Annotated in this window: 20 protein-coding genes; 11 read left to right on the top strand and 9 right to left on the bottom strand. The window is 72.2% G+C overall.

The window, feature by feature from the left end:
• Positions 1-141 precede the first annotated feature (141 nt).
• Together ACIGWZ_RS13635 and ACIGWZ_RS13630 are read right to left on the bottom strand one after the other, a co-directional pair.
• A complete protein-coding gene (locus ACIGWZ_RS13635; protein ID WP_400063973.1) occupies positions 142-1,173 on the bottom strand; it encodes a hypothetical protein in 1,032 nt (343 codons plus the stop codon).
• 150 nt (positions 1,174-1,323) lie between these two features.
• Positions 1,324-1,794, bottom strand: a complete 471-nt coding sequence (locus tag ACIGWZ_RS13630; RefSeq protein ID WP_400063971.1) for a hypothetical protein — start codon at positions 1,792-1,794, stop codon at positions 1,324-1,326.
• A gap of 110 nt (positions 1,795-1,904) precedes the next feature.
• Between ACIGWZ_RS13630 and ACIGWZ_RS13625 the strand changes: the two genes are divergently transcribed.
• From ACIGWZ_RS13625 to ACIGWZ_RS13615, 3 genes are all read left to right on the top strand, one after another.
• A complete protein-coding gene (locus ACIGWZ_RS13625; protein ID WP_400063969.1) occupies positions 1,905-3,791 on the top strand; it encodes a serine/threonine-protein kinase in 1,887 nt (628 codons plus the stop codon).
• Between the two features lie 148 nt (positions 3,792-3,939).
• Complete coding sequence (locus tag ACIGWZ_RS13620; protein WP_400063967.1) at positions 3,940-5,577, top strand: succinic semialdehyde dehydrogenase; 1,638 nt, start codon at positions 3,940-3,942, stop codon at positions 5,575-5,577.
• Between the two features lie 288 nt (positions 5,578-5,865).
• Positions 5,866-7,668, top strand: a complete 1,803-nt coding sequence (locus ACIGWZ_RS13615; protein ID WP_400063965.1) for a GMC family oxidoreductase N-terminal domain-containing protein — start codon at positions 5,866-5,868, stop codon at positions 7,666-7,668.
• A 62-nt stretch (positions 7,669-7,730) separates the two neighbouring features.
• On the opposite strand, the gene ACIGWZ_RS13610 is transcribed toward ACIGWZ_RS13615, so the two are convergent.
• Both ACIGWZ_RS13610 and ACIGWZ_RS13605 read right to left on the bottom strand, forming a co-directional pair.
• Positions 7,731-8,813, bottom strand: coding sequence for an LAETG motif-containing sortase-dependent surface protein (locus ACIGWZ_RS13610; protein WP_400063963.1), 1,083 nt, complete (start codon positions 8,811-8,813; stop codon positions 7,731-7,733).
• 938 nt (positions 8,814-9,751) lie between these two features.
• Entirely contained in the window at positions 9,752-10,057 is a 306-nt protein-coding gene (locus tag ACIGWZ_RS13605) for a chorismate mutase (RefSeq protein WP_400063961.1), read from the bottom strand.
• A gap of 246 nt (positions 10,058-10,303) precedes the next feature.
• Between ACIGWZ_RS13605 and guaA the strand changes: the two genes are divergently transcribed.
• Positions 10,304-11,887, top strand: coding sequence for a glutamine-hydrolyzing GMP synthase (gene guaA / locus ACIGWZ_RS13600; protein WP_400063959.1), 1,584 nt, complete (start codon positions 10,304-10,306; stop codon positions 11,885-11,887).
• A 172-nt stretch (positions 11,888-12,059) separates the two neighbouring features.
• Positions 12,060-12,944: a 2-hydroxy-3-oxopropionate reductase gene (locus ACIGWZ_RS13595; RefSeq protein ID WP_400063957.1), complete on the top strand. Its 885-nt coding sequence runs from the start codon at positions 12,060-12,062 to the stop codon at positions 12,942-12,944.
• Positions 12,945-13,113: 169 nt separating this feature from the next.
• Here ACIGWZ_RS13595 and ACIGWZ_RS13590 read toward each other — a convergent pair whose 3' ends face one another.
• Positions 13,114-13,305 carry a hypothetical protein gene (locus ACIGWZ_RS13590; RefSeq protein WP_400063955.1) on the bottom strand — a complete coding sequence of 64 codons (192 nt, stop codon included), beginning with the start codon at positions 13,303-13,305 and terminating at the stop codon, positions 13,114-13,116.
• Positions 13,306-13,515: 210 nt separating this feature from the next.
• On the bottom strand, positions 13,516-13,974 hold the full coding sequence (locus tag ACIGWZ_RS13585) for an SRPBCC family protein (RefSeq protein WP_400063953.1): 459 nt from the start codon (positions 13,972-13,974) through the stop codon (positions 13,516-13,518).
• 385 nt (positions 13,975-14,359) lie between these two features.
• Between ACIGWZ_RS13585 and ACIGWZ_RS13580 the strand changes: the two genes are divergently transcribed.
• Positions 14,360-15,145, top strand: a complete 786-nt coding sequence (locus tag ACIGWZ_RS13580) for a class II aldolase/adducin family protein (protein ID WP_400063952.1) — start codon at positions 14,360-14,362, stop codon at positions 15,143-15,145.
• 181 nt (positions 15,146-15,326) lie between these two features.
• On the opposite strand, the gene ACIGWZ_RS13575 is transcribed toward ACIGWZ_RS13580, so the two are convergent.
• Positions 15,327-16,085 (bottom strand): hypothetical protein, encoded by a 759-nt coding sequence (locus ACIGWZ_RS13575; protein ID WP_400063950.1) that lies wholly within the window; start codon positions 16,083-16,085, stop codon positions 15,327-15,329.
• A gap of 936 nt (positions 16,086-17,021) precedes the next feature.
• Here ACIGWZ_RS13575 and ACIGWZ_RS13570 point away from each other — a divergent pair.
• Together ACIGWZ_RS13570 and ACIGWZ_RS13565 are read left to right on the top strand one after the other, a co-directional pair.
• A complete protein-coding gene (locus tag ACIGWZ_RS13570) occupies positions 17,022-18,302 on the top strand; it encodes a hypothetical protein (protein WP_400063948.1) in 1,281 nt (426 codons plus the stop codon).
• 316 nt (positions 18,303-18,618) lie between these two features.
• Positions 18,619-19,164 carry a TQO small subunit DoxD gene (locus tag ACIGWZ_RS13565; protein ID WP_400063946.1) on the top strand — a complete coding sequence of 182 codons (546 nt, stop codon included), beginning with the start codon at positions 18,619-18,621 and terminating at the stop codon, positions 19,162-19,164.
• Between the two features lie 68 nt (positions 19,165-19,232).
• On the opposite strand, the gene ACIGWZ_RS13560 is transcribed toward ACIGWZ_RS13565, so the two are convergent.
• Together ACIGWZ_RS13560 and ACIGWZ_RS13555 are read right to left on the bottom strand one after the other, a co-directional pair.
• Entirely contained in the window at positions 19,233-19,439 is a 207-nt protein-coding gene (locus ACIGWZ_RS13560) for a hypothetical protein (RefSeq protein ID WP_400063945.1), read from the bottom strand.
• The gene (locus tag ACIGWZ_RS13555; protein ID WP_400063943.1) at positions 19,436-20,881 is read right to left on the bottom strand and encodes a PspC domain-containing protein; all 1,446 of its coding nucleotides are present in this window, start codon (positions 20,879-20,881) and stop codon (positions 19,436-19,438) included. Before ACIGWZ_RS13555 ends, ACIGWZ_RS13560 begins: the two co-directional genes overlap by 4 nt.
• Positions 20,882-21,383: 502 nt before the next feature.
• On the opposite strand from ACIGWZ_RS13555, the gene ACIGWZ_RS13550 reads away from it, so the two are divergent.
• From ACIGWZ_RS13550 to ACIGWZ_RS13540, 3 genes are all read left to right on the top strand, one after another.
• Positions 21,384-22,973, top strand: coding sequence for a serine/threonine-protein kinase (locus tag ACIGWZ_RS13550; RefSeq protein WP_400063941.1), 1,590 nt, complete (start codon positions 21,384-21,386; stop codon positions 22,971-22,973).
• A gap of 186 nt (positions 22,974-23,159) precedes the next feature.
• Entirely contained in the window at positions 23,160-24,443 is a 1,284-nt protein-coding gene (locus tag ACIGWZ_RS13545) for a PspC domain-containing protein (protein ID WP_400063939.1), read from the top strand.
• Positions 24,444-24,525: 82 nt separating this feature from the next.
• Entirely contained in the window at positions 24,526-25,347 is an 822-nt protein-coding gene (locus ACIGWZ_RS13540) for a LuxR C-terminal-related transcriptional regulator (RefSeq protein ID WP_400063937.1), read from the top strand.
• The last annotated feature ends 187 nt before the right edge of the window (positions 25,348-25,534 follow it).

The following is a 25,534-nucleotide window of genomic DNA, read 5'->3' as shown; positions in this document are numbered from 1 at the left end:
ACACGCGGCGGCCGCCGCTGGCGTGCGGGGGCGGTTCGGAGGGGGATCTCCCCCGCACCGCCGATCGACGCCCGGAGGCCCGTCGGCCGACCGGCCGGAGCGAGCGCGGGGCGCCCCGCCCGCCCGCAGGCGCGGGCCGGGCTACTCGGAGGTGGGGACCCGTGAGCCGACCGGGTTCCGCAGCCCGCCGTACGTGCCGGACCCCCGCCCCGTGGCCAGCACCACCACCGACGTCATCGCCGCCAGCGCATAGGCCGTCGTCACTATCGACAGGGCCCCCTCCGGCGTCTGGAAGGACTGGGTGAAGAAGTCCGTCACGGCCAGCCACACCACCATCCGCACGGTGAGATACAGCTCCACGGCGGCGAAGAGGAGCAGCGCGCCCCGGATGTCCCGCCGCCCGCGCAGGGCCAGCACGCCCAGCACCAGGAGGGCGACGACCGAGCCGACCGTTGTGAACTCGACGGACGCCGACAGGTCCAGGCTGCCGAAGACCGAGCTGTCGACCACGCTGCGCAGGTAGCGGCCGAGGTCCATGTTGCTCGACGTCACCTCGCTCACCCACCAGCCGATGCGGAACACGGCCGTGATCAGGAACAGGACGCCGCAGATGCGGGAGAGGCGGCGCCAGCGGGCCACGGGGCCGTCGGAGGCGGGCGCGGCGCAGGAGCCGGCGGGCCGCTCCTTGGCCGGGAGCAGCACGGCCAGGACGACCAGCGCCGCCAGGAGGCCCAGGCCGCGGGTGGCGAGGGCCCAGCTGCCCAGGGGGTCGTTGCTGTACTGGTTGCGGTACGTGGCGTCGAACAGGCCGACGCCCTCGCGGAGGGAGACCGCCAGCAGGAACATGGCGGAGAGCAGCGCGGCGCTGCGGGCCACCCGGCGCTGCGCCAGGGACAGGCCCGCGACGGCCAGGAAGGCGACCGCGAAGGCCCATTCGTACGGGCCGAGCACCTGGGCGGCAGGGGAGGCGCCGGGGTTGAACAGGGCCTCGACGAAGTCCCAGACCGTGCCGTCGCCCTGGGCGAAGCCGTAGAGGATCCAGGCGAGCAGCGCGCCGCCGTAGAGGGCCAGGCACAGGCCGGTCGCCAGATAGGCGCCGCTGTGCTCCGGGGCGGCGCGGCCCGGGTCGGAGCCCGGACGGACGTCCACCGTTCCACCGTCCTGCATCACCATGGCCGACCCCCGCTCCGCCGTACCGCCGCCGTCCGCTCGCCGTTCCCGTACGGCGGTCTCACCGGCCTCACTGTGTCAAGGACGGTCAGACGGGCGGGGGAGGTTCCACCCCGTGTGTCGTGAGGATGCGCCGGGCGCTCGCCCCGGCGGTCAGCGCACGCGCGGCGCCGCGGCCGCGATGAAGTCGCGGATGCCCTGGCGCGTGGTGGCCCGTACGGCGGTCAGCGCGTCCCGGTCCTCGGCCCAGTGGAGCTCGGTGACATCCGCCAGCACCTGCTCGCTGCGGGCGAGGATCTCCGGGTCGTCGGTGACCATTTGCGCCCGGAACATGGCCTCTTGGGCCGTGTAGCGCGTCTTGTACATCTCCTCGCGCAGGGCGGGGGAGTCCTCGTCGCAGCGGTCCTCGTCGTTCAGCACGAACCAGCGGTGGACGAGGACCCGCCGGTAGTCCAGCAGCGCGCCCGCGTAGGCGCAGTATGCGTCGATCCGCTCCTGGCGGAGCCGCTCCGCGCGGGCGAAACGCTCGCTGCGGTCGGTCGCCCGGCGCTGGAAAGCGTGGGTGATGCCGGAACCCAGCAGGGTGCCTATGACGGCCACGATGCTTGCCACAACTGCTTCCATGACGGCAGTGCACCACAGCCCGCCCAGGTCAGTGGCGTGTCCCGGCGAAGTGCGGCCGGGGAAGGGGTGCCGCCCCTTCCGGGCCCGTCGCGGTGCGGCAAGATGGCCCTATGGGGATCTTCGGGGGCGAGGGCCAACTGGTGGGCGGCCGTTATCGCTTGGACATACGGCTGGGCCGCGGAGGAATGGGGACGGTCTGGCGGGCCACCGATGAACTGCTGGGCCGCCAGGTCGCGGTGAAGGAACTGCACCTGGACGAGGCCACCGCCGAACCCGAGGCGCGGGTGCAGCGGGAGCGGGCGATGCGCGAGGCGCGGACCGTCGCCCAGGTCAAGCATCCGAATGTGATCGTCGTCCATGACGTGGTGGAGCAGGACGGCCGGCCCTGGATCGTCATGGAGCTGGTGGACGGCCCGTCGCTGGCCGACCGGCTCTACAGCGGCGGGCCGCTCGCCCCGCGCGAGGCGGCCCGGATCGCGGTCGCGCTGCTCGGCGCGCTGCGGGCCGCGCACGCCCGCGGGGTGCTGCACCGCGACATCAAGCCCGCCAACGTACTGATCGAGTCGGCCACCAACCGCGTGGTGCTGACCGACTTCGGGATCGCTCAGGTCCCGGGGGTGACGACGCTGACGGAGGCGGGCGGATTCGTCGGCTCGCCCGAATACACCGCGCCGGAGCGGATGGCCGGGCGCGGCACGGGGCCCGAGGCGGACCTGTGGTCGCTCGGGGTGCTGATGTGCGCCGCGCTCAGCGGGGAGTCGCCGTTCCGCCGGGACTCGATCGGCGGCATCCTGCATGCCGTCGTGTACGACGAGATCGAGATCCCGGAGGCGGCCCGGCCGCTGCTCGCCGTCATCGACGGGCTCCTGGAGCGCGACCCGGAGCAGCGGCTGGCCGCCGAGGAGACGGAACGGCTGCTGCGGGGGTATCTGCGGACGGGGCGGGCACCGGAGCGCAGCGCGGACCGCGGACCGGGCGGGCCCGGGGGGCGAGGCCGGTCCCCGGGCCCGGGTGAGGCGGCCGCCGCGAGCGCCCCGGCCGACCCCCGGCGGCCCGGCCCCGATGCCCACGACCCGTTCTACGGCAACCCCAGCGGCGACCTCCCCAGCGAGCACCCGTCCAACGAGGACCTCCTGGACGACGACGGCCGGTCGTTCCCCGGCAGCACCCCCGTCGCCCCCACCGGCTACTCCGGCCCCCGTACGCCGCCCGGCCCCGGCCGCGCCCGCACCGGCGGCCGGACCCCCGGCGTTCCCATCCCCGACGCGCTCGACGACCGGGCGCTGGCCGCCGCCGCCCGCCCGCACACCGGCCGCACCCGCACCGCCCTGCTCGTCGCGCTGGCCGTGGCCGCGCTCGGCGGCGCGGGCGCGGGCATCGCGGCCCTGGCCGTGAACCAGAACGACGACGGCGGCAACCAGGGGAAGGGGGGCGCATCCCAGCAGGCCTCCCCGCACACCTCGCGGCCGGGGCAGACGGGGCAGGGCACCCCCGAGCCCTCCGGTCCGACCGGCACGGTCACCTCGCGGCCCACAGGGGGCAACGACCCCAGGATTCCCGCCGGTTACCGCTTCGTGCGCGACCCGGCCGGCTTTGCGCTCGCCGTTCCCGACGGCTTCACCCGCTCGTACAAGAAGGACCGGATCTACTACTCCTCCCAGGGCCGGCGGTTCCGGATCGGCGTCCAGTTGCAGAAGCCGGTGCCGCAGGGGCCGATCGGCGCGATGCGGACGGCCGACGCCGAGGGGCCCCGCAACTACCCCGGCTACAGCGAGGGCCAGGTCACCGAGACCACGCACAAGGGACTGCAGGCCGGGCTCTGGGAGTTCGCGTGGAACGGCAGCGCCGAGGACGGCGGGCCGCGATACACCTACGACCTGAGCTGGGAGGAGAGCGGGAAGATGATCGATGTCTGGATCTCGTCGCCGGTCGGCTCGAGCACCGAGGCCAAGCGGCACTTCGACACCGCGCTGGACGCCTTCCGGCTCACCGGCTGACCCGGTCCGGCCGATCCCCGTGGCCGAGGCCCGTCGTCGCTGACCAGAGCCTTTACGGCCAGTAATCGCTGGCGCGATTGTGGGTGCCGCGTGAAAACTCATTACTCCCGGGTACACAAAGCGCCCCAGGAGGAATACGCTCGCCCGCATGACGGACTCGCAGGACACCCAGGACGCCCCCCAGGACACCGCAGCGACGCCCGCCGGGAACCCCGTGGCGCCCTCCGCCGCCGGTACCCGCACCGCCGCCGATGTGGTCACCCCGGAGGTGGTCGCCCGCCTGACCCGCGGTGTGGTGGGCGACGGGAAGACCGCCAACCACACGCCGTTCACCGGCGAGAAGCTCGCGGACCTGCCCGAGTCCACCCCCGAGGACGTCGCCACCGCCTTCGAGCGCGCCCGCACCGCCCAGGCCGCCTGGGCGCGGACCCCCGTGAAGCAGCGCGCCGCCGTCCTGCTGCGCTTCCACGACCTCGTCCTGCGCCGCCAGGCCGAGGTCCTCGACCTCATCCAGCTGGAGACCGGCAAGGCCCGCCTCCACGCCCACGAAGAGGTCCAGGCGGTCGCCGTCGCCGCCCGCCACTACGGCCGCAAGGCACCCTCGTACCTGCGGCCCAAGGGCCACACCGGCGTCGTACCGACCCTCACCAAGGTCACCGAACTCCGCCAGCCCCGCGGCGTGGTGGGCCAGATCGCCCCCTGGAACTACCCCTTCGAGCTCTCCGTCGGCGACGCGCTGCCGGCCTTCGTCGCGGGCAACGCCGTCGTCATGAAGCCCGACACCGAGACCGCACTGACCGCCCTGTGGGCCCGCGAGCAGCTCATCGAGGCCGGGCTGCCGCCGGAGGTGTGGCAGGTCGTCATCGGTGACGGCCCGGTCGTCGGCCCCGAGATCGTCAAGCACGCCGACTACGTCTCCTTCACCGGCTCCACCCGTACCGGCCGCGAGGTCGCCCGGGGCGCCGCGGACCGCCTGGTCGGCTGCTCCCTCGAACTGGGCGGCAAGAACGCCATGCTGGTGCTGCACGACGCCGACGTGGAGAAGGCCGCCTCCGGCGCCGTCCGCGGCTGCTTCTCCTCCGCGGGCCAGCTGTGCATCTCCATCGAGCGGCTGTACGTCCACGAGTCCATCGCCGACGACTTCGTCCAGCGCTTCGCCGCCCGCACGAAGGCCATGCGCCTGGGCAACTCCCTCGCCTACGGCGCCGACATGGGCTCCCTGGTGGGCGAGCGGCAGCTGGAGACCGTCACCCGGCACGTCGAGGAGGCCGTCGCCAAGGGCGCCAGGCTCGTCGCCGGCGGCAGCCCCCGCCCCGACATCGGCCCCTTCTTCTACGAGCCCACCATCCTGGACGGCGTCCAGGCCCCGATGGCCGTCTGCGCCGAGGAGACCTTCGGCCCGGTCGTCTCCCTCTACCGCTTCAGCGACGAGGACGAGGCAATCGCGCGCGCCAACGCCACTCCGTACGGCCTCAATTCCAGCGTCTGGACCAAGGACGGGCGACGCGGCCGCGCGGTCGCCGCCCGGCTGCGCACCGGCACCGTCAACGTCAACGAGTCGTACGCCGCGGGCTACGGCAGCGCCCAGGCCCCGATGGGCGGCATGGGCGACTCCGGGCTCGGCCGCCGGCACGGCTCCGAGGGCATCCTCAAGTACACCGAGGCGCAGACCGTCGCCCACCAGCGGATCATGCCGCTCGCGCCGTCCTTCGGGATGACCGACGAGAAGTACGCGGCGTTCATGAGCACGAGCCTGCGCGTGATGAAGGCGCTGCGTCTCCGCTAGGTGGTGTCCGCAAAGTCCCGCCTGGCTCGCGGCGCCTGGCACGCACGCTCGCTGCGTTGTCGGGATCGTCCACGTAGCCTGCTACGAGGACGACCCTCCGCCTTGCGATCGCACGCACCAGACGCCGCGAGCCCCGCCCTCCGGGCGGACGACGGGACTTTGCGGACGCCACCTAGGGCCCGGGGCGCGCCCCGAAAGGGGCGCGGGGCGCTGACATCAAGCGGCTCCGCCGCGTGGGCGCGAGCAATCCAGAGACGGCCCGAAGTGCACACTCAACGAGGAGAGCACGTGTCCCAGGAGATCCCGGCTCAGCCGCCGGAAGGCAACTCGTACGACTACGACGTCCTCGTCGTCGGCTCCGGCTTCGGCGGATCCGTCTCCGCGCTCCGCCTGACCGAGAAGGGCTACCGCGTCGGCGTCCTCGAGGCGGGCCGGCGCTTCACCCGGGACACCCTCCCGAAGAACTCCTGGGACCTCAAGAACTACCTGTGGGCCCCGGCCCTCGGCCTCTACGGCATCCAGCGCATCCACCTCCTCGGCAATGTGATGGTCCTGGCGGGCGCCGGCGTCGGCGGCGGCTCGCTGAACTACGCCAACACCCTCTACGTACCGCCGAAGCCGTTCTTCGACGATCCCCAGTGGAAGGACATCACCGACTGGCAGGCGGAGCTCAAGCCGTACTACGACCAGGCACAGCGGATGCTGGGCGTGCGGCTCAACCCGACGATGACGCCGTCCGACGTCCACCTGAAGGCGGCCGCGCAGGCCATGGGCGTCGGCGACTCCTTCCACATGGCGCCGGTCGGGGTGTTCTTCGGGGACGGCGACGACTCCGACGGATCGGCCAGGACCTCACCGGGCGGCGAGGTCGGTGACCCGTACTTCGGCGGCGCGGGCCCCTCCCGCAAGGCCTGCACCGAATGCGGTGAGTGCATGACCGGCTGCCGCCACGGCGCCAAGAACACCCTCAACGAGAACTACCTCCATCTCGCGGAGAAGGCCGGCGCCGTCATCCACCCCATGACCTCCGTCGTCACCGTCACCGAGGACTCGCGCGGCGGCTTCGCCGTCGGCACGCTCCCGACCGACAACAAGAAGAAGGGCGCCGGCCGCACGCTCACGGCCCGCCGGGTGATCATCGCGGCCGGTACGTACGGCACGCAGACCCTGCTGCACCGCATGAAGGACAGCGGACTGCTCCCGTACCTCTCCGGCCGGCTCGGCTCGCTGACCCGCACCAACTCCGAAGCGCTGGTGGGCGCGCAGACCGACGACCGCCGCTACCGCAAGGCGCACGGCGCGGCGAAGGCCGACTTCACCAAGGGGGTGGCGATCACCTCGTCCATCCACCCCAACGAGAACACCCATATCGAGCCGGTCCGGTACGGCAAGGGCTCCAACTCGATGGGCGGCCTGACGATCCTCCAGGTGCCCTACCGTCCCGCCGGGCGCGTCGCGGGCTGGCTGGCCAATGTCGCCCGCCACCCCTGGCTCGCGCTGCGCTCGCTCTCCAACCGCCGCTGGTCCGAGCGCACCATCATCGGCCTGGTGATGCAGTCGCTGGACAACTCCCTGACGACGTACCGCAAACCGGCCGGCATCGGAAAGGGCCTGCTGACCGCCCGCCAGGGCCACGGCGCCCCGAACCCCAACCAGATCCCCGAGGCCACCGAGGCCGCCACGCTGCTCGCCCAGGAGATCAACGGCTTCGCGGGCAGCAATGTCGGCGAGCTGATGGGCACGCCGCTGACCGCGCACTTCCTGGGCGGCTGCCCCATCGGGCAGGACGCGGAGCACGGCGTCATCGACCCGTACCACCGGCTCTACGGCCACCCGGGCATCTCGGTGGTCGACGGCGCCGCGGTCTCCGCCAATCTCGGCGTCAATCCGTCCCTGACGATCACCGCGCAGGCCGAGCGCGCGATGTCGCTGTGGCCGAACAAGGGCGAGCCGGATCCGCGCCCCGCGCCCGGCCGGCCGTACGAGCGGCTGGCACCGGTCGCGCCGGTGCGGCCCGCGGTCCCGGAGAAGGCGTTCGGCGCGCTGAACCTGCCGTTCCTGGCCGTACCGACGGTGCCGCCGAAGAAGTAGGGCCGGTAGCGACGAAGGGCCGCTCCCTCGCGGGTGCGGCCCTTCACCATGGGCGACGGCCGTTACGCGGCCGCGGCTCCGCCCGTGCCGTCCGCCTTGCGGCGACGGACGACGAAGACCGCCCCCACGCCGACGGCCATGGCGATGCCGCCCACCAGGGCGATGGTCGGCAGCGCCGAGGAGGAACCGGTCTCGGCGAGCTTGCCGGTGACCGGGATCTGCTTCAGCTCGCCCTGCGGAGCGGGCTTGTTGCCCTTGGGCTTGCCCGGCTTGCTCTTGGCCGGCGGCACGGAGCCCGGCTTGCTGCCCGCGACCAGGATGTCGAAGTCGTACTCGGCGACATCCGAGAAGCCGCAGACGTCGTCCTGGTCGTGGTACGCGCCGATGGTGAACGCGAAGCCGTAGCTGCCGGGGGTCTTGGCGTCGACCTTCAGGCGCAGCTTGGCGTCGGCGTACTCGCCGGGCTTCAGACCGTCGACGGAGGCGAAGTAGCCGTCCTCGTCGGTGATGGACTCCCAGGAGTGGGAGTCCTCGTCGTACCACTGCACCGTCAGCAGCTTGGAGATGTCGTCGAAGTTGCCGGTGCTGATGCCGGCCAGCGCGACGTACGCGTCGACCGACTTCATCGCCTTGTCGGAGGTGTTGGTGGCGCGGAAGGTGAAGTTCTTCCAGCCGGATCCGGCCACGACCTTGCTGGGCAGGCCGCGCAGCTCGGTGCTGATCGCCGCCTCGTCGGACTGCTCGGCGCAGGTCGGCTCGTCGCCGGGCTCCTCGGTCGGCTTCACGGTGGGCGTGGCCGAGGTGGTGGGCTTGGGGGTGCCGCTGGGCTCGGTGTCGTCGCCCGGGGTGGCCGGGGAGGTGGGCTCGGCATCGTCACCGGTACCGGTCTCTTCACCGGGCTCGGTGCCGTCGGCGGGCTCGGTGTTGCCGTCCGCCGGGGTCTCGTCGCCGGCGGACGGGGTCTCGGCCGGCGTGGTGGCGTCGTCGCTCTGCTCCGGGCCGGGGGTGGCCGGCGCCGGGTCGGAGGAGCTCACGCTGGACTCGGTGTCGGTACCGGTCGCGAAGGCGGCGGGGGCCGCCAGAAGGGCAGCGGGGGCTATGACGGCCGTAGCGGCAGCGGCCGTCAGGGCACGGCGAAGCTTCATCGAGAAGACCTCTCGGGTCCAAAGTGCCGAAGGGCGGCACAAGTGGGTGCGGGCCGTCGCGGTGGGGCGCGGTATGGCCGTGCGATTGCAGGTACATGACCGGCAGTGGCTGAAAAAGGTTGTCCGTTGAACCAGGGAAGATGCAGTGATGCCCGTCACACGATTCACAGGAGCCACACAGGCAACGCACAGGCGCCGGGTATCGGGCGGACACCGGGAGGGCCCCCGACGGGCAGGAGGCGCCCGGCCGCCGCGCGGAGCGGGCACAGCGAAGGGCCCCGGGACGCCGTCCGCGAGGGGGGATGCGGACGGCCACGGGGCCCTTGGCTTTCGGTGCCGGCGTCAGGGCAGCGCCGGCACCGACGGGCGGCGCTGGGGGGGGGTAGCGCCGCTGGACTGTGGGTGGTGCGGGGTGGTGCGGGCCGCGCTGTGGTCGGACCATTGGCAACGCCGAGGGCCGTACCAGGCGCGGAAGTCGGTACGTCGAGCATCGTCCTGGATGCGCCTCACCCGGCGCAACCGTTTCGACCGGATGCGGTCGGTCCCGGGCGTCCCCAGGACCGACCACCCCATCGGATGTGACCGGGCTGCTGTCCCCTGCTGACCGGCCACGGCACCTGAGCGAGGTCCCACGACGCGGGCCGCGGCAAGCGGCCGGCGTCTCATCGCTCCGGCATTCCGCCCGTGGGGCGGCGTCTACGCGTAGTCCTGCAGGCCGCGCCTGGCTGGCGTGGCACCGGGAACAACGAAGCCTCTCGGCGGCCGGTCACGCGCCGTACGGGTGAGTCGGCAACCGAACTCAGATGCGGCCGCTGCGCCGGGCGCGCGCCCTGCTCCCACGCGCCCTCGCCGACCGATCAATTCCGGCCGCGCGCCTCAGCCCCACCCGCCGCGGTCCGCTGCCCGCCGCAGCGCTGCCCGTCCCGGACCTGCCCTCCTCAGACCTGACCCCGGGACAGCTCCAGCAAGGTCCTCGCCAGTGCGGTGCCCGGCTTGCCGAGCTGGTTGCGGTAGTGCGCCAGGATCTCCAGCTCGCGGGAGAGGTTCACCCGGCGCCCGCCGGAGGCGATGCGCTCGCGCTGGATGACGGCCGAGACGGCCATCCGTTCCTGCACGAGGCCGATGATCCGGCCGTCGAGATCGTCGATCCGGCTGCGCGCGTCCGTGATCAGCCCGGCCGCCTCGGGGGTGCGGGCGCCGGTGTCGGGGGCGGTGGGGGCGGCGGTCGCGGTGTCGGTGCTCATATCCGTATCTCCTGGGGGTGTGTGTCCCCGGAGCCGACATGATCCCGAACGCAGACGCCCCGGGCCTTGTCGGCCCGGGGCGCCTGGGAAGTCGCTTGTCAGTGGATCAAGCAGCACGACCATGGCAGCCGGACGGGCCGGTGCCATAGGTAAAGACGAAGGTCAGCTGCTTGGACATGGGGCCAAGTATGAGCCCGTTAGAATCGAAAGTCCAACCCCTTGTTCCACCGCCGGAAGGCCGCCGAAGTGTCATCAGGACCCCCTGCCGCCGCCCCGGACGTCGTCCTCGTAGTCGACTTCGGTGCGCAGTACGCCCAGCTCATCGCCCGCCGCGTCCGCGAGGCCAGGGTCTACAGCGAGATCGTGCCGTCCACCATGCCGGTGGCCGAGATGCTCGCCAAGAACCCGAAGGCGATCATCCTCTCCGGCGGTCCCTCGTCGGTCTACGCGGAAGGGGCCCCGAGCCTCGACCGCTCCCTGTTCGAAGCCGGCGTCCCGGTCTTCGGCATGTGCTACGGCTTCCAGCTGATGGCCACCACCCTCGGCGGCACCGTCGACGACAACGGTGCCCGCGAGTACGGCCGCACCCCGCTGACCGTCTCCAAGCCCGGCTCGACCCTCTTCGAGGGCACCCCGGCCGAGCAGTCCGTCTGGATGTCGCACGGCGACGCCTGCTCCGCCGCCCCCGAGGGCTTCACGGTCACCGCGTCCACGGACGTGGTGCCGGTCGCCGCCTTCGAGAACGACGCGAAGAAGCTCTACGGCGTCCAGTACCACCCCGAGGTGCTGCACTCCACGCACGGCCAGCAGGTGCTGGAGCACTTCCTCTACCGCGGCGCGGGCATCGAGCCGAACTGGACCACCACCAACGTGGTCGAGGAGCAGGTCGCCGCCATCCGCGAGCAGGTCGGCGGCAAGCGCGCGATCTGCGGCCTGTCCGGCGGCGTGGACTCCGCGGTCGCCGCCGCCCTCGTCCAGAAGGCCATCGGCGACCAGCTCACCTGCGTCTATGTCGACCACGGCCTGATGCGCAAGGGCGAGTCCGAGCAGGTCGAGAAGGACTTCGTGGCCGCCACGGGCGTCCAGCTGAAGGTCGTCGACGCCCAGGAGCGGTTCCTGAACGCGCTGGCCGGGGTCTCCGACCCCGAGACCAAGCGGAAGATCATCGGCCGCGAGTTCATCCGCGTCTTCGAGCAGGCCCAGGCCGAGATCGTCGCCGAGGCCCCGAACGACCACCCGGTGGCGTTCCTGGTCCAGGGCACGCTCTACCCGGACATCGTCGAGTCCGGCGGCGGCACGGGCACGGCCAACATCAAGTCGCACCACAACGTCGGCGGCCTGCCGGACGACATCGAGTTCGAGCTCGTCGAGCCGCTGCGCCAGCTGTTCAAGGACGAGGTCCGGATGGTCGGCTCCGAGCTGGGCCTGCCGGACGAGATCGTCCACCGCCAGCCGTTCCCCGGCCCCGGACTCGGCATCCGCATCGTCGGCGAGGTCACCAAGGAGCGCCTGGACCTGTTGCGCGAGGCCGACGCCATCGCCCGCGAGGAACTGACCGCGGCCGGCCTGGACCGCGAGATCTGGCAGTGCCCCGTGGTCCTGCTCGCCGACGTCCGCTCGGTCGGCGTCCAGGGTGACGGCCGCACCTACGGCCACCCGATCGTGCTCCGCCCGGTCTCCTCCGAGGACGCCATGACGGCGGACTGGACGCGGATGCCGTACGACGTCCTGGCGCGCATCTCGACCCGCATCACGAACGAGGTCGCCGATGTGAACCGGGTGGTGCTGGACGTCACCAGCAAGCCGCCGGGGACGATCGAGTGGGAGTGATCTCCCGCTCCGGAAACTGAGGTGAACGGACACGCCGTCGCTCATTCTTTGAGCGGCGGCGTTGTCGTACCCCGTCGGTACACCGGTTGACGGCATGCACCTCACGACGGAAGATGAATTCCGTATCACGGCATACTGAGTCCGCCATGTGGAAGAGAGTGAGGGGCGCGCAATGAGCACCATCGCCTTCATCGGCCTCGGCATCATGGGCAGTCCCATGGCCGTGAATCTCGCCAAGGCCGGACACGCCGTCGTCGGCTGGAACCGCAGCCCCGGCAAGGCGGACGCGCTGATCGCGGCCGGCGGCACGGAGGCGGCGTCCCTTGCCGAGGCGGTGCGCGACGCGGACGTCGTCATCACCATGGTTCCGGCGTCCCCGCAGGTCGAGGCCGTCGCGTACGGGCCCGACGGCATCCTGGAGAACGCCCGGCCGGGCACGCTGCTGATCGACAACTCCTCCATCACCCCGGCGACCTCCATCGATCTGGCCAAGGCCGCCGCCGACAAGGGCATCCGGGTACTGGACGCCCCCGTGTCGGGCGGCGAGGCGGGTGCCGTCGAGGGCGTGCTGTCGATCATGGTCGGCGGCGACCGGGCCGACTTCGATGCCGCGCGTCCGGTTCTCGAGGCCGTCGGCAGGACCGTGGTGCACTGCGGGCCCCACGGGGCCGGGCAGACCGTCAAGGCCGCCAACCAACTGATCGTCGCCGTCAATCTGCAGGCCGTCGCCGAGGCCGTCGTCTTCCTGGAGAAGTCCGGTGTCGACCTCGCCGCCGCGCTGGAGGTCCTGGGCGGCGGACTCGCCGGCTCCACCGTCCTGGCCCGCAAGAAGGGCAACCTCCTCGCCCGCGAGTACACCCCGGGCTTCAAGCTGGAGCTGCACCACAAGGACATGGGCATCGTCACCGACGCCGCCCGCGCCGTCGGCGCCGCGCTGCCGGTCGGGGCCGCCGCGGCCCAGCTCATCGCCTCCGCCGTGGCCCGCGGCGACGGCGGACTGGATCACTCGGCGCTGCTGCGCGGCGTGGAGCTGCTGAGCGGTTACGGGCGGGAATGAGCCGCTGGGTCCCCGCGATCGGGGGCCGCTTTCCGGGTCGGCGCCGTGGCGTTCGGTCGGTGGCGTTGGGCCGGTGCCGTTCGCCGATGCGGTTCGGCCGCACCGTTGGGAACCCCGCCGCGCGCCCGGTCACCCGAGGCGCGCGGCGGGGAATGAGCAGTCACACCACTTACTCGCCTACGAGTCCAAGATCTTTCAGTAGATCGGGCACGAAGCCCCTCGTGTCCCAGGCTTTGTCCTTGTCCGCTTCGGGCGCGCTCTTGCTGTGCGAGCGGTGGTCGTCCGCAGTGGCCATGCTCGCGCCACCCAGTACGGCAGTGGCGGTCAGTGTGGCTGCCGCGAGGATGGTTCGGATACGCATGCTGTGCTCCTGTCGTAGGGGATACCTGTAGTCCACGATCAGGCGAGGCATACACCGGGGCGCGGCGGGCTACTCCATCTCGGGCCGGGAGTGCACCCGATGGAGTGGGCGACCCGTCGGGCCGGCCGCGCGGCGCGTCACTGCCGGACGATCCGAGGGCCTGAGGGGCCCGAGGGATCAAGGACCTGAGGGACCTGAGGGAAACGTGCCTCAGCCCTCCACGGCGGCGGCAAGGCGGTCCAGCGTCCTGCCCATCGCGGGGCCCATCCGCCGGGGATAGCCGGGGAGTTCGACGATCAGGCGGGGGAGCCGGGCGCGGGACCAGTCGTAGGTGTGGGTGACGTGGGTGGTGGCGCCGGCGGCGGCCAGTTCGTAACGCCAGCGCTGCCCGCCGACGAGCCGTCGGCCACGGAACTCGCCCCATGTCTCCCAGGCGATGAGCCGGTCCGTCTCGTACTCCACGACCACATTCACCGACCGGTAGGCGATCCCCTTCTGCCGCATCCCCATGCCGAACCGGTCACCGGCGCCCAGTGTTGACGGGCCGTCGGGCCGGCCGCGCAGCATGCCGGAGCCGTCCAGCTCGGAGTGCCGGGCCGGGTCCCGGAGGACGGCGAAGAGTTGGTGCGGGGTGGCGGCGATGTCTCTGCTGATGGATATGGACCTCATGGTGTCCCCTCCGGTGGCGGATGTTTCCCTGGTGGGTGCTTCTCGATCGGGTCGGGCGTTCTTCGGGTCGGCCGGGCGTTCCGTCGGTGGTTCGGGTGTTCGATGGGCGGGTTCGGGTGTTTCTGGCGGGGCCGGGTGCATGTGTGGACGGGCCGGGTGGTCCCTGACGGGGCCGAGCGGTTTCCGGCGGACCCGGATGTCTGGTGCCGGACCCGGGTGTCTTGTGGCGGAGCCGGATGTTCCTCTTCGGCCGGTTCCGGGGTGTGCGGTCATCATGCACATCCGGTGCTGATGCCCGTTAGAGCCCTGGCCCTCTGTAGTACCGGAGGGTAGCTTCCGCCCTTGGGGGAGTGCTGTGAGCCATACGTGCCAGAGGAGAGCCGCGATGCCCGAACCGACGCCCATACCCACCGAACTGCTGCAGTTCGCGATGCCGCCGACGCACGAGACCGTCGACGACGAGCGGCGGTACCGCAAGGAGCGCCTGGTGGCGGCGCTGCGCCTGTTCGGCCGCTTCGGCTTCGAGGAGGGCGTGGCGGGCCATATCACCGCCCGCGACCCGGAGTTCACCGAGTGCTTCTGGGTCAATCCCTTCGGGATGTCCTTCAAACACATCACGGTCAGCGATCTGATTCTGGTGAACGCCGAGGGCAAGGTCGTCGAGGGCCGCTATCACGTCAACCAGGCGGCCTTCGCGATCCATTCCCAGGTCCACCAGGCCCGCCCGGACGTGGTCGCCGCGGCCCACAGCCACTCCACGTACGGGCGGGCGCTGTCCTCGCTGGGGGAGCTGCTGGAACCGATCACCCAGGACGTCTGCGCCTTCTACGAGGACCATGCGCTCTTCGACGACTACACGGGCGTCGTGGTGGACGAGGAAGAGGGCCGCCGGATCGCGTCGGCCCTCGGCCCGCACAAGGCCGTCATCCTGCGCAACCACGGGCTGCTGACGGTCGGCGACTCGGTGGACGCGGCGGCCTGGTGGTTCATCACCATGGAGCGGTCCTGCCAGGTCCAGCTGACCGCCAAGGCGGCCGGCAAGCCGGTGCCGATCGACCACCACAATGCCGTGCACACGCGTGAGCAGCTCGGCAACGACCTGGTGGCATGGATCAACTACCAGCCGCTGTACCAGCAGATCGCGCGGAGCGAGCCGGACCTCTTCAACTAGGCCCCGGTCCCGGCGATCACGCCGGGGGCCGGCCGCCTCGTGCGCCTCGTGCACCCGTGCGCAGGCGTGCGGCCCCGGCCGCCGCCCGTGGGTGCCCCGCGGGCCGGGGGAGCGGTCCGCAGGGCACCGGATCAGGGGGTGTAGGGGGTCCGGGGCGGCACCGGCTCGCAGTGCCGCCGGTTCATACGCGGGGGAACAGGTCGATGAAGGCCTGGGACCCGGCGGAGATGCCCCGGCTGAAGGGGGCGTCGAAGTCCCACACCAGGAAGAGCAGGAAGGCGATCAGTGCGCTGAACAGCCCGGCCATCAGCAGCTCACGCGCCGAACGCCGGATCTGCAGGGTGAAGATGAGGCCGATGGTGATGGCCGCGCCGGCGATCAGCCCGAACCACACCACGCCCGGCAGCGTCGAATCGGCGGCGTCCGCACGGCTGTTGCGGGCGTCGTCCGCCGCCCCGACCTGATCGACGAGCGGCTGGTAGGACTGCCCCTCGTAGTCGTTGCGGGGGTGGTAGTCGATGACATCGGCGCGGACCTTCGCCAGCAGATCCGTACCGCGTTGGGTGAGTTCCTGCTGCTCCGCCATGACCGGCCATTCCTTGTGGACGACATGGCTGACGTATGCGTCGATGTCCGAGCGGATGCGGTCCCGCACCGGCGCCGGATACGCCGACGCCCGCACGCTGACCTCGTGGAGGGCCTGCGCCTCGGTCCGCACGATGTCCTCGGCGGCACTGCGGGCCTCCCAGACACCGGCGATGGCCAGGCCCAGGACGATCGCATAGACCACCCCCACCATCATTGTCATGTACTCGATGACATCGGGCGTCTCGGACGGGTCGTCGTCCTCGCCGATCCGGCGCTGCCTGAGAACCGTGATGGCCAGGACGACGCTGCAGGCAGCGGCCATGGCGATGGTCAGCACCAGCCATTGCGACATGGAAACCTCCTACGAGGAACGGCGCCCGGCGGAACCGGACGAGGAGCTGGAACGGGGACGGAGCGCGGCGCCCGCCAGCACGGCCGGGGCGGTGACCAGCAGGGTTCTGGTCACCATGGAGCGCCCGGCGTGGGGTTTGTGCGTCACCGGGGGACGGCTGTGCGCGAGGGCGACCCGGGGCGGGGGAGGCGCCGGGGTTTGTCGGGGGGTCTCCTTCGGGGGCGGCGGCGGGGCGCTGTGCCGGGGCGGCGGGGGAGCAGGCGGAGACGGCGGTGGTGGTGATGGTGATGGCGGAGGTGGCGGAGGTGGCGGTTTCGGCTTCGGCTTCGGCGGTGTGATGCGTGGCCGGGGTGACGGCGCCGGGGGATGCGGCCGGGGCGTCGGGGTGGCCGACGTACAGGGAAAGTGCCAGCCGTGCGGCATCGGGAATCCGGTCGGAACGTCGACGGGCGGGCGGGTCCCGGCGTACGCGCAGTTGTCGCTCTCAACGTGGCCGGTGATGCGGCCGTGGTGAGTGAGGCGGTCATGGGCGAGTGCTGAGGGGGCCGGGAGCGCCAGTACGGCGATTCCGGCGGGCACGGTGAAGGCAGCAGCCACCAGGCACGCCGCAATCCGGTGTGATCTCTCTATTTCCCACACGTCGGAGAGCTTGCACAGGCGCGGCACAGGTCAGCCGTCATCTCGCGCCGATTCCCCCGAAGGTGGTAAGTGCCGCATTTGCGGGCGTACTTGGCGATCGGGTGTGCCCTCGGAGCGACGCGCGTCCGGCGTCAACCTCGTGGCGGGCCGCGCCACCCCGCGCCAACTGGCCGTTTGGCAGGTTCCCTCGGCATCTGAGGCACAATTCCCGTCCAGGAATGACAAGTTGACGATGGCCATGGCTTGCGAGGCGTGGCCGGGCCATAACGGTGACGAGGGTGCGGGGCGGTAGCGGACGTGTCTGTTGAGGCGGCGGACAGGGTGGCCGGAACGGGCGAGCCGGAGGGCGGCGGCGCCTGCCTGTGCGGACAGTGCCCGCACGGCGCCCGCGCGGGGCACCGGCAGGCGGTCGCCGCGTTCGCCGCGCTGCGCGAGGACTTCGCCGCCGGGCGGGGCGTACCGGCCGGGCTCGCCCACTCCGCCGGCGCCGCCCGGCAGTGGGTCTCCGATGAACTCACCCTCTCCGCCCGGTTGCTGGCCGAGCGCGCCACCGTCGAAGGCGTCGCCTGGCTGGCCGTCGTACGGCGGTGGACGCTGTTGGCGGTGTGGGCCGCGGTGGCGGCGCTGCTGCTCGGGCAGGCGCTGACCGCCATCGGGACGGGCTGGACCCTGGCCCGCACGGCGGCGCTGATCGCGGCGCTCGCGCTGGCGCTCGCCCTGACGGCGGCGGCCTGGCGGCACCGCGCCCACGGCGGCGCGCTGGCCCCGCTGATCGGCGAGGACCGGCGGCTGTCCACCTCGCGGGCGGTCGCGGCGGGGTGGGTGACCGTCGTCCTGTACGGGGTGCTGATGGCCGCCGTCCAGCTGGCGGCCGCGGGCCCCCGCGGGCGGCGACGCCTCCTGGACGGCTTGGCGCTCCCGGGCTCCGGCGCCCTGCTGACGACGCTGTTCCTCGGCTGCGCGGTGGCGGTGCTGGCGCACGCCCTGGTGGCCGTACGGATCCGGGCGGGGCAGCTGCAGAAGGTCCCCGCCGAACGGCCGCGGGCCGTCGATCTGCTGGCGGACGACGCGGGGCGCGGCAGCTTCCCCGATGCGCAGTATGCGGTGGTGAACGGGGTCGCGATCGGCTACGCGCTGGTGTGCCTGGCCCGGCGGCCCGGTCAACTGCCGGATCTGCCATGGGGCCTGGTGGTGCTGGTGCTGCTCTCCGGGGCCACGTATCTGGCCGGGAAGGCGGTGACGGGCGGCCGCCCGGTCATCCTGTCGGTCGTCCGGTCCCGGGAACTGGGCGATCTCGCTGCGCCGATCCGAACCGGCGATGACATCGAGATCCGCGGCATCGGCTTCGTCCCGCCGGGTGCCGGGACGCCGGACCGGCTGGCCCGCACCGTCGTGCGGATCGGCGCGGTGCATGTCCCGGTCCCCCTGGTGCCGGTGGCGGGCGGGTTCGCCAATCCGGCGGATGGCGTGCTGACCGTGCCGGTGCCGGTCGATGTGGAACCGGGGCGGGTGGACGTCCGGGTGGTCACGGCCGCGGGCGTCGAGACGGCCGGGTATGCGATCGACGTTCAGGAGTAGACGGACGGCGAGAGGTCGAGGGCCGGGGTCGGCGTCGGGGGCGGGGCCGGTGCCGGGGTCGGCGAGGCGTTCGCCGTTCTGCCCGGCCCTTTGGCGTGGGGTCGGTCGACCGGCTGATGGGCCGACCGACGGGTGTCTGCCGCTGGGCGTCGGACGTGGAGCGTCGGGCGGACGGTCGGAGGGCGGGCGCTGGACGTCGGGCATCGGGCGGGCGTCGATTTGTTGAACCCGATACGAGGGTGTGTACGTACCTCCCCATGAGCCGCGGGCGCGGGCACAATCGTCAGCGCTTGGTGGCAACGGAGAGGCGGACGTCATGGTGCACGCGAATCGTACGGTCGGTGCCGATTTGGGAGGGACGGGCGTCGGTGGTTCCGCCACCGGGGTGCGGGGGCAGCTCGCGAGCCACGCGCTGCTCCCGTTGCGGCTCTTCCTGGGCATCACCTTCGTCTATGCGGGGCTCGACAAGCTGCTGGACTCCGGGTTTCTGGCGGCCCGGGGGGCCGGCTCGCTCGGCGCACTACTGAGCCAGGTGCATGACACGGCGGCGCTGCCGGTGATGGTGGACCTGGCGCAGAAGAGCCCGGTCGGCTTCGGCTACGCCATCGCCGTCGGTGAGCTGGCGGTGGGGCTCGGCACGCTCTTCGGGCTGCTGGGGCGGCTGGCGGCGTTCGGCGGCGCGCTGATATCGCTGTCGCTGTGGCTCACGGTGAGCTGGGCGACCACGCCGTACTACTACGGCAACGACCTCGCCTACCTCGTGGCCTGGATCCCGCTGGTGATGGCGGGCGCGCCGAGGTTCTCCCTGGATGCGGCGCTCCGCAACCGGCGGCACCGGCACGGGGCCCAGCTGTTCGGGTGAGCCGGAACGGCGGTCGGCCGGGTGTCGTCGGCGGCCGCCGGGCGGTCGGCTCGGCGGCTGCCGGCACGTCAGGAGTCGTGCGCTATATGGCGGCGGGTGGTGGCCCAGACGGCGGCGGTGACACCGGAGAGGAACAGGCCGGTGGGGATGGCGAGGAAGAGCCAGGGGCCGGGGGCGTGCCAGACGCCGACGGCGTCGAGGCCGTAGCCGGCGCCCACGGCGATGGCGGTGATGCCCGAGACCAGACGAGCGGGTTCGAAGGGGTGGCGCTTCACGAGGCGGCTCCCTGGGGGGAGGTCGGGGGAGTGGCCTGGGGCGTGGCCGGGGCGGCGGTCGAGGCGGTGCGGATGTCGACCTGGCCGACGCCGACCCTGAGTTCCAGGTCCAGTTTGCCGTGCGGCTTCTCGCCCTTCTTCAGGCCCGTGGCGGGCAGGGTGACCGTCCGCACCCGACCGCCGGTGGAGAGGTCCACATCGTTGGGCGCGTCGCCGGGCAGCTGGAGATCGCCGAGGCCGAGCGAGACATGGACGGTGGTGGTGACGTCCGGCGGCAGCGTCACCTGGAGGCGGCCGGCGCCGACCTCCGCGCCGGTGCGGACCGTACGCCCGTCCTTGAGCGACAGTCCGCCGAGGTCCAGCTCGCCGTCGCCGGAGCCGATCGCGTAATGCCGCTGGACGGCGGCGACGCTGGTGGGGGACCAGGTGCGCCGCTGCCAGTCCGCGGTGATGTCGTCGGGCAGGACCGTGGTGCCCGCCAGCAGCAGCGCCGTCAGGACGACCATGAAGACCGTGCCGCCGCCCGTCCGGCCGAGCCAGGCGCTGGCCACCAGCCCCAGCCCGAAGACCACCAGCGCACAGGACAGGCCCGCTTGGAGGGCGGGCGCGAGGGCGTCGTGCCGGAAGACCGTGACGGTGGTACCCGCGCCGGCGAGCAGCGCCAGCAGGAACGTCCAGCCGCCTATCGAGCGTCCCGCACGCGCGCTGCGGCGCGGGGCGCGGGCGGGAGCGGGGGCGGGCATGGGGGGTCGGGGGCGGTCTCCGGCGGGCCGGTCGCCGCGGGTGCCGGATCCCCCGTACCGGCCGTGCTCGAACTCGTAGGTGATGTCCAGTGGTGTCTTGTCGGGGCCCCAGAGATAGCCCAGGCTCGCCGTCGCTTCCCTGGAGCGCGGATCCCGCCACCACGACGGGCTGTTCGGCGCGGGGGGCGCCTGGGTCTCGGGCGGGGCGTCGGCGACGGCCTGGGCGGTCGCGGCGTCGACCGACTCCAGGCCCTCGGCCTCCGCCCGGCGGCGCTGGCGCGACCAATAGGTCGAACCGGCCACGGCCAGCGTCAGCATGATGACGAACGACAGCACACTGCCTTTGCCGAGGGTCGTCATGAACAGCCCGCAGCCCACCAGCGCCAGCAGCAGGGCCGTCAGCGCGGAGCCCTCGACCCGCCCCGACAGCAGCCTGCGGCCTTCGTTCTCCTCCTCGCCGTCGAGCGGAATGATCAGCCAGGCGAAGCCGTAGACGATCAGGCCGACCCCGCCCGAGACGGTGAGAACGGCCAGCACGATGCGGAAGATCACCGGATCGAGATCCCACTGGCGACCCAGCCCGCCGCACACCCCGGCAACCACTTTGTGCCGCCGGCTGCGGCGCAGCGGCGGATCCGGCGGGGTGGGGCCGGCGGGCCCGGAGGGGGCCGACTCCTGGACGGGGGCTGCATCGTTCATGGACCCATGGTGACAAGGGCGACGGACCCGCGGCATCCGTGGGAACCCTGGCTGATCCCTGAGATCGGCCCTGAGAGAGGCCTGAGGGCCTGAGAAGTTGCCCCGAGACGTGCCCGAAGACCCGCGCGGAGCTCGCACGGAGCCGTTCGGCCCCGTAAGGATCCACACGTCCGGCTGTACTTCCGCAACGGCCCGCTGCACCGACCCCGCGGCCGGTTTCGCCCTTCCCTGCGGTCGGTATCGCCGTCCCCCCGGTCGGTTTCCGATCCTGATGGGCGTACGCAATATCCGTATTCGCCCCCCGAGACCGCCCGGTGACATGAAATTGAGGAGGCGACGGGCGGTGGGCGGGGGCCGATCCGCCGTTGCCGGAGACTATCGTTGCGCCCTGTATACGTACGGGCTTCCGAAGGGGCATGCGGTGGCGGAGGCGGCGTCAGTGGACGAGGGGCGACTGGTCGCCGGGCGGTATCGCCTGGTTGAACGGATAGGCCAAGGCGGTATGGGCACCGTCTGGCGCGCCCGGGACGAAGTCCTCGGGCGCCAGGTCGCGGTCAAGCGTCTGCATGTGTCGCCCCAATGGGATGCGGACGAACTCGCCACCCGCTACGAACGCACCACCCGGGAGGCGCAGGCCGCGGCCCGTATCAACCACCCCAATGTGGTGGGGGTGCACGACGTCGTGGACGACGCCGGGATGCCCTGCATCGTCATGGAATACGTCCCGTCCTCGACGCTCGGTGACGCCATCAAGGAGGCGGCGCGGTCCGGCCGTTCGCTCCCCCCGAGGGAGACGGCCCGCATCGGGCGCGGCATGATCGCGGCGCTGCGGGCCGCGCACTCGGCCGGGGTGCTGCACCGTGACGTCAAGCCGGGCAATGTGCTGCTCGGTGAGAGCGGCCGGGTCGTGCTCACCGACTTCGGCATCGCGGTCGCCTCCGGAACCTCCACGCTCACCAAGACCGGCGAGCTGGTGGGCTCCATCGACTACTTGGCGCCCGAGCGCGTCAAGGGCGGCAGACCGGGGCCCGCGGCGGATCTGTGGGCGCTGGGGGCGACGCTCTATCAGGCCGTCGAGGGGCGGCCCCCTTTCCGTAAGAACACCGCGGTGGAGACGGCGTATTCCATCGCCATGGATCCGCTGGAGCCACCGGCCAATGCCGGGTCGCTGACGGGGCTGATCGAGGCCCTGCTCGCCAAGGAGCCGGAGGACCGGCCGACGGCCGATGTCGTCGAGCAGGCCCTGCGCGCGGCGGAGGCGGAGGCGGACACGACGATGCTGGGCCGCGCCGCGCTGTACCCGACAGGCGGGGAACGCAGCGGGTCGGAGACGGCGGGTGACGGGGCGGCCGCAGCCACCCGGCAGGTGTCGTATGTGCCCGAGCCGGCCTCGGGACCGGCGACCGAGCCTGTACCGGACCCCCGTACCGGGTCCGATATCACCCCTCGCACGGGACGCAGCCGGGCCGTCGTATGGGGCGTCGTGAGTGCCCTCGCCGCCATGGCCGTGGCGGGCGGTGTTCTCTATACGACGGGTTATCTGGGCCCGTCGAGGAGCGACGCATCGGGAGAGATGCCGCAGACGTCCGGGCAGCACCACGCCACCGCAAAGCCGAAGCCCAGCGTGACTGCGACCAAGCTGCCGCCCACCCCGGACGGGTATCACCGCGTCGAGGAGAAGGCCTTGGGTGTCTCCTTTCCCGTCCCCGATGGGTGGACCCGCGAGTACAAGCCGCAACTCAACGAGGTGGACTACATCGATCCCTCGCGGCTGGTGAACCTGAAGATCAACGTGCTGAGCTTTGCCTCCCCGGACCAGGTGCGGCATTTCGAGCAGGTCGAGGAGGACGTGAAGGCACGGGAACCCAGCTACGACCGGATGCGGCTGCAGGAAACCACATACCGGGGCAGTCCGGCGGCCATCTGGGAGTACAGATGGCAGGGTAGGGCTCGCGAATTCCGCGTCATGGACCTCGGGTTCGGGCGCGAGGGCGAAAACGAGTACGCCATCTACCTCTCCGCCCCCTCTGCCGAGTGGCAGAAGTACCAGCCGGTATTCACTGCGGTACGCGACGGATTCCGCCACAAGTAACGCGGAAGGCGCCGGTATCCGGGCGGGAGAGGTCGGCCGCTGTCGCGGCTGCCCCGGGAAGTGACCTGACCGCCGGAAGGCACCCCGGGCGGCCCCGGCGGTCCGCCGCCCCTGACGACGAACTCCGGGTCCGCTCAGGGTCGACCCTGATGCCCCGGGCCCGCGCGGCGTGTGAACATCGGACACATGACCACCGCGCCACCCCGCGCCGAGACGCCCTACGCCCCGGCGCCGGACCCCGACGAACCGCCCGTGCGCAAGCTCTACCGCAGCGCCGACGGGCGGCTGCTCGGTGGTGTCGCGCGCGGGCTGGCGGGGCATCTGGGGCTGCCGGTCTCCTGGGTGCGGATCGTGTTCGTGGCCCTCTTCATGGCCGACGGCCTGGGCGCCCTGCTCTACGCCGCGTTCTGGTTCTTCGTGCCGCTGGGCGTCGGCGGCGTGGAGGCCCGGCGGCCCCCGGCCGGCGACGAGAAGCGGCGGCTGCTGGGCCGCCGGCCCGACAAGGGCCAGGTGTTCGCCCTGATCGCGCTGCTGGCCGGCGCGTCGATCGTCGCCTCCAGGTTCCAGCTGGGCCGGGCCAACGGCTACCTCTGGCCGGTGCTGCTGATCGGCGCCGGTGTCGCGTTGGTGTGGCGTCAGGCGGACAACTCCCGCCGCGCGCAATGGCTGGAGCTCGGCCGCCGCAAGGGCGTGCTGCCCGTGCTGCGCGGCGCGGCCGGTGTCGCGCTGGTCGGCGTCGGCGTGACCGGCATCGTCGTGCTCCAGGGCTCGGTGCGCCATCTGGGCTCCGTGCTGCAGGCCGCGCTCGCCGTCGTCGTCGGCATCGCCCTGCTGGCCGGCCCCTATCTCGTACGGATCATGCAGGACCTCTCCGAGGAGCGGCTGATGCGGATCCGTGCGCAGGAGCGCGCCGAGGTCGCCGCCCACGTCCATGACTCCGTCCTGCACACCCTCACCCTGATCCAGCGCAGCGCCGACGACCCCCGCGAAGTGGCCCGGCTGGCCCGCGCGCAGGAGCGCGAGCTGCGCGCCTGGCTCTACAAACCCGAGGGCCGCGGCAAGGAGGAGGACGAGGAACCGGCGACCGTGGCGGAGGCGGTGCGCAAGGCCGCCGCCGAGGTGGAGGACCACCACGGCGTCCCGATAGAGGTCGTGGTCGTCGGCGACTGCCCGCTGGACGAGGGGCTGGGCGCCCAGATGCAGGCCGCGCGCGAGGCGATGGTCAATGCCGCCAAGTACGGTGGCGAGGGCGGCGCGGTCCAGGTGTTCGCCGAGGTGGAGGGCCGAACGGTCTTTGTCTCGGTACGCGACCGCGGCCCCGGATTCGATCTGGACGCGGTCCCCGCCGACCGGATGGGCGTACGGGAATCCATCATCGGCCGGATGGAACGCAACGGCGGCACGGCCCGGCTGCGCTCCGCCCCCGAGGGCGGCACGGTCGTCGAGCTCGAGATGGAGCGCAGGGAATGAACGGGACGCCGGGCCGGCGTCGGGCGGCAGTGGGGCCCGTGGCGATACGGGCGGCCGGGGCGGGATCATGACGGGGCGGGGCATGGCGGATCATGACGAAGCAGGCATCGAGGGACGGACGGACGACATGAGCAGCGACGACGCCCGGCAGGGCCGGACACCGCAGGACGCAGCGGATCGGGGCGACGTGGAGCGGCAGGGCGGCGCGGAGCAGGGTGAGACCGCGGGCGGGGCGGCCCAGGAGCGGACCGTACGGGTCGTACTGGTCGACGACCACCGGATGTTCCGTACGGGCGTCCAGGCGGAGATCGGCGTGACGGAGCGCACCGGCGTCGAGGTGGTCGGCGAGGCCGCCGACGTCGACCAGGCGATCACGGTCATCACCGCCACCCGCCCCGAGGTCGTCCTGCTCGACGTCCACCTCCCCGGTGGCGGCGGCGTCGAGGTGCTGCGCCGCAGCGCCACGATGATGGCCGACGCCGAGCGCCCGGTCCGCTTCCTCGCGCTCTCCGTCTCCGACGCCGCCGAGGACGTCATCGGCGTCATCCGCGGTGGCGCCCGGGGCTATGTCACCAAGACCATCACCGGCACGGACCTGGTCAACGCCATCTTCCGGGTCGCCGACGGCGATGCGGTCTTCTCCCCGCGGCTGGCCGGCTTCGTCCTGGACGCCTTCGCCTCCACGGACGCCCCGCCGGTCGACGAGGACATGGACCGCCTCACCCAGCGCGAGCGCGAGGTACTGCGGCTGATCGCGCGCGGTTATGCGTACAAGGAGGTCGGCAAGCAGCTGTTCATCTCCGTGAAGACGGTGGAATCGCATGTCTCGGCGGTGCTGCGGAAGCTCCAGCTGTCCAACCGGCATGAGCTGACGCGCTGGGCGGCGGCCCGACGGCTGGTCTGAGCGGCCGGGCACGGGGGCATCGCGAAAAGCAGCGTGAGGCTCGGCGAGGTGTCGTAAAGAAGGGCCAAAGACGGGCAACCAGGACCGCGCGGATCGCCATCTAAGGGCGCGGAGAGGCTCACTGCCGAAGGCGGGGCCAGAACCACACCCCACGTCCTTCGCGTACATGTCCTGGAAGCGAGACCCC

It is taken from the genome of Streptomyces sp. NPDC053427, from assembly GCF_044544985.1.
GTDB lineage: Bacteria > Actinomycetota > Actinomycetes > Streptomycetales > Streptomycetaceae > Streptomyces.
The sequence above is the reverse complement of the archived record's forward strand: the minus strand, read 5'-3'. Positions and strand labels throughout refer to the sequence as shown.